The 4,443-nt window shown below is 64.1% G+C and carries 4 protein-coding genes; 2 read left to right on the top strand and 2 right to left on the bottom strand.

Annotation, left to right across the window (positions count from 1 at the left end; all coding sequences use genetic code 11):
* The coding region (locus WAN71_RS19330; RefSeq protein WP_422226871.1) for an ATP-binding SpoIIE family protein phosphatase at positions 1-1,373 on the top strand (1,373 nt) is incomplete at its 5' end.
* Positions 1,374-1,382: 9 nt separating this feature from the next.
* On the opposite strand, the gene WAN71_RS19325 is transcribed toward WAN71_RS19330, so the two are convergent.
* A complete protein-coding gene (locus WAN71_RS19325) occupies positions 1,383-2,807 on the bottom strand; it encodes a DUF4185 domain-containing protein (protein WP_422226872.1) in 1,425 nt (474 codons plus the stop codon).
* Here WAN71_RS19325 and WAN71_RS19320 point away from each other — a divergent pair.
* Positions 2,743-2,874, top strand: a complete 132-nt coding sequence (locus WAN71_RS19320) for a hypothetical protein (RefSeq protein WP_422226873.1) — start codon at positions 2,743-2,745, stop codon at positions 2,872-2,874. The two genes, WAN71_RS19325 and WAN71_RS19320, sit on opposite strands and share 65 nt — an antisense overlap.
* Before the next feature lie 275 nt (positions 2,875-3,149).
* On the opposite strand, the gene WAN71_RS19315 is transcribed toward WAN71_RS19320, so the two are convergent.
* Positions 3,150-4,337, bottom strand: a complete 1,188-nt coding sequence (locus WAN71_RS19315; protein ID WP_422226870.1) for an IS481 family transposase — start codon at positions 4,335-4,337, stop codon at positions 3,150-3,152.
* Positions 4,338-4,443 lie beyond the last annotated feature (106 nt).

The raw sequence follows: 4,443 nt of genomic DNA, 5'->3' as shown, positions 1-4,443 counted from the left end.
GAGAGAAAGCCACACTGCCGTGGCGTCAACTAGATCCGGTGCTGCGCGGGATATTTCAGCAGGCTCGTCATCAATTACCGCTCACGGTGCAGCCGATCGAATGGCCGGACAACCCGGGCATGGCACGCGGAATTGTCGCGGTGCTCACCGGCGGCGGGGACGTCGCATTGTGGCTGGAACTCCGGGTGCCGCGCCGGGTCAGCGCTGAAGATCGGCTGCTAGTCACCGTGCTGGTCGGTCATCTGGGGTTGGCAATCCAGCACGTGCGCCAGTTCGAGACCGCGCGCGAGACCTCGCTGACGTTGCAGCACGCGATGTTGGCACCGACCGAGCTTCCGCCTGGCTTCGCGGTCCGCTACGAGCCCGCGGTCCCGCCTCTGGAGATCGGTGGCGACTGGTACGACGTATTGCGGGTCGGCGATCACCGGATCGGCATCATCGTCGGAGACTGTGTGGGACGCGGCCTTTCCGCTGCGGCGGTGATGGGTCAGCTTCGCAGCTCTGCACGGGCGCTGCTACTCACCGGCGCCGAGCCCGCCAAGCTGCTCGAAGAACTTGACGCCGTAGCCGAGCTGATCCCGGATGCCTTCTGCACCACCGTCTTTCTGGCGGTCCTGGATACCGAGTCCGGTGAATTCTGTTATAGCTGCGCCGGGCACCTGCCGGCCGTGCTGGCCGCGCCGCAGTCCGAGCCGACGCTGATCTCTGACGCACGCTCGGTGCCGCTGGCCGTGCAGCGCAAGGGTTCTCGGCCACAATCGTCGGTGGTCTTGCCACCGGGCTCGACTTTGATGCTGTACACCGACGGACTGGTTGAGCGGCGCGAGTCGTCGATCGACGACGGGATCGCACGGGTGAGTACGACGGTGGCTGGCGGGATGCATCTGCCCGTCGACGACATCGCGGATGCGGTGCTGAGCGAGCTGGCACCGCCCACAGGATACGACGACGACATCGCGATCGTCGTCTACCGGCAGCCTTACGCACCATTGAAGATTGAGAAGGCCGCAGCCGCCGGACAATTAAGCGATATTCGACACCATCTCGCCGCATGGATGCGGGCCGCCGCGATACCGGAGGGAAAGATCGCCGACATCGTCTTGGCGGTCAACGAGGCGGCCGCCAACAGCATCGAGCACGGCTACCGGAACCATAAGCCGGGCAAGGTTCGGGTGGAAGGCGAAAACGACGGCGCCCGCGTACACATGAGGATCATCGACAAAGGTTCGTGGAAAGCGGCGCCCACCGAACCCGGCGTCCGTGGACGCGGACTGCTGCTCATCCGCGCGGTCAGCGATTGGCTCGAGATGGATTGCACCCCGTCGGGAACCACGGTGAATATGAGCTTCCGTGTGCCCGACGTGGCGTCATAACGTCCTCAGCTATGGCAGCACGGTGTGCATCAGCATCACGTCGTATGCCGACCACAGTGACAGGTTGAAGTACAAGTCTCTGCCCGACGACCAGGGATGGATCATCGGCGCGTAAATACCACCGGGCATCGAAAATGACGACACCAGCGGTTGTTCCGGACTCCAAGGGCCTTGCGGAGACGGCGCCGTGCGCGCTACCACATCATTGCTGCCGCCGTTGGTGTAGAGCACCAGGTATTGCTTGAGATAGTCGTTGTACTGCGCCGACATTTCGCCTACCGGCCCCGGGAAGATCGGCGTCGCCGCACCCGGGTCCATCGGAACCCAGCCCTTTCCTTCGCCGTTCCAGTACTGGTACTTAGTCAGGTCGGGCAATTGGCCCGGCGGAACCCGCGATAGAAACGCTGGGCCACCGCGTCCGGACGGCGTGCCGAAGGAATAGAGGTAACCGTCCCTCCCCTTCATGAACGCCCCCATCTGGAAGTTCTCATTGCCCGGGAAGAACCGGCCGCCCGGGACGGCGTCCGCTGAAGCCAGCCGGATGGTCCCGGGGAAGATGCCCCAACTCTGGCCATTGTCAACGGATCTCGCGATGCCAGAGTAGTTCGTTGACCACTCGCCGTCGCGGCCCCAATTCCTGATGGACATGAAGTTCATGTATTGCGTTCTGCCAAGAGACATCGCGGAGGTCGGAATGATTCCCGTCTCGTGCGCCGCCTTATGGATGCTGTTGACGACTTGTTTAGACAAGCCCGGCGCCCATACCGGTGAGCCGGAGTATTGGTTGTTGGGCACCCCGTCCGCGACGTGGATTCCCTGGTTCAGATTGCGGTCTTGGCTGCGGAAAAGCACGTTGTACCGCCATTGCTGGCCGCGCACAGCGCAATAGCCGAAGGTGTCACCGAAGGCCATCAGGACCTGACGATTGGCGGGATCACCGTTATCCCAGGGGATCCCGAGGTCGGTGCCGGAGATACCGAACCGTTCGAGGGTGTGGTTAGGGCTGTTCGGTCCGGTCACGAAGTCGACGAGCGAGGTCGGAGCCCCCGCGACCTGGGCAGGAGGCGGTGGCGCGGGCACGGCCTCCGGAACGGCCGGATTGACGTTCGGGGACTGTGGGATGGCCGCGCCCGGCGGAGTGGGCCCCGGTATCACCGCCGCCTGAAGTTGCGCCTGCCTTTGGGCTTGGGTCAAGGGTTTAAGGAGGGAACCGAAGGACTGGATCAGCGGACCCAGTTTGGGCAGCGGCGCCTGCTCATTGGCACCTCGAGGCCTGCGTCCCGTGGGCGGTGCGACGACCGGCGCGGGCGCAGGCATGTCCGGGAGTGCGGCAGGAGGCGGGCCGTTCGCTTCGGGGGCCGAGCACGGTGTGGCCATCGCCGGCGGCGCGAAGCCGACCGGCACGACAAGGCCGATAACGGTCGCCGACGCCACCGATATTGAAACGATTCGACGCATCGCCGACATGTCCCACCTTTCCAAGGGCGAACCGTCGCATTGACGTCCGCAGTTGGCTTATGTGACGATAGTGGGCGATGTGGCTACTGTGTCTGCTGAGCCCCGAAAGGTACCCATCCGTGACCGTGTCGCAACCCAAGGAAGTTGCGGCGAGCACATAGGCCGCGTGCTACCGCCCAGCGTTAAAGGCCTGCCTATCAGGCGGATTCACGGCGCGGCGGGTCACCAGGGGACGGTTCCCGCAGAGCGCGCCTGTTCAGAGTCGGTTGATGCTTGACGTTTCTGTTTCGGTTGATCCTTGACACTCTGGGTTATGGATTAGGCCGGTGCGCTGGTGCGCGCGGCCCGTTTGTTTCTTACCTCGCCGGTGCTGGTGCGCGCGGCGGTCTTGACCAGATCGTCGCCGATCCAGAACCGGAGAAGGTCGCCGTCGATGTGAACGTCGCAGCGCTGGCCGGCGCGGTGGCGCCCTACGCTGACCTGCTGCCAGGACACACTGACGATGCCGTTGGCGCAGACTCGTCGACTGACCCAGCCGGCGCCGGTGCGGTCATGGTGGGTTGCTTTCGGTGTCGACGGACTGGCCGTCGGCGCCGAAGGGGTGAACCGGTCGGCAGGTGTGACCATGTGCAGTGATTGATGCGGCCGGCTGGTGTTGTAGTAGTCGACCCACTCATCAAGGGCCTGCTGGGCAGTTTTGAGGCTGGTGAAAGCAGGCTTGTTGCTGAGGAATTCGGCGCGCAGACTGCGGTGGAACCGCTCAATCTTGCCGGTCGTGGTGGGACTGCGGGGCTGGGTCAACAGATGCTCGATGCCATGTTCGCGGCAAATCGCATCAAAGAGCACTTCGACCGGTGGATGGTTGAACCGCCCGGTAAACACCTTCCCGTTATCGGTCAGGATCTGCACCGGTGCCCCATAGGTCGCCAACGCTGCGCGTAGTGCGTCGCAGACCGCGCGGGTGCGCTCACGGACCATCAACCGCGCGCACACGCACATCCGCGAGTGATCATCGATTCCGGTCAACGCCTTGGCCGACGTGCCGTCGGCCAGTGGGAATCCGCCCACGACATCCATCTGCCATAGCTCCATGGCAGCGCCGCGCTCCCAACGTTTCCACTTGCGCGAGCGCCGATCCCGCACCGCCGGGTCGATCATCCCGGCCCGCACCAGGGCCCGATAAGCCGCAGACTCCGAGGGCACCGGGGACACCTTACGTTTGGCCAGCTCGAACACCAGCCGCCGCGGACCCCAATACGGGCGCGACCGCCGCAACTCCAACAGCGCCGCCTCCACCCGCGCGGGCATCTGATGCGGACAACTCGCCGGCCGATGCGACCGGTCCGTCAGCCCGTCGAGGCCCTCAGCCTCATAGCGGACCAACCAGGCGTGCAGCGTCTGCCGCGACACCCCCACTTTCGAAGCGACCTGGCATATCGACAACCCGTCGCTGATCACCGCTAACACGGCCTGATACCGCTGCTCGGCCACGCTCAACTCCCTCATATCGGGAGTGTCAAGGATCAGCCGAAGTAGGTGTAAAGCATCAGCCGAAACACTGTCAGCTATCAACCGAAGTAGAAATGTCAAGCATCAGCCGACGTCATACATC

It is taken from the genome of Mycobacterium sp. (assembly GCF_049280035.1).
GTDB lineage: Bacteria > Actinomycetota > Actinomycetes > Mycobacteriales > Mycobacteriaceae > Mycobacterium.
Note: the sequence above shows the minus strand (reverse complement) of the source record. Positions and strands in the feature narration are given on the sequence as shown.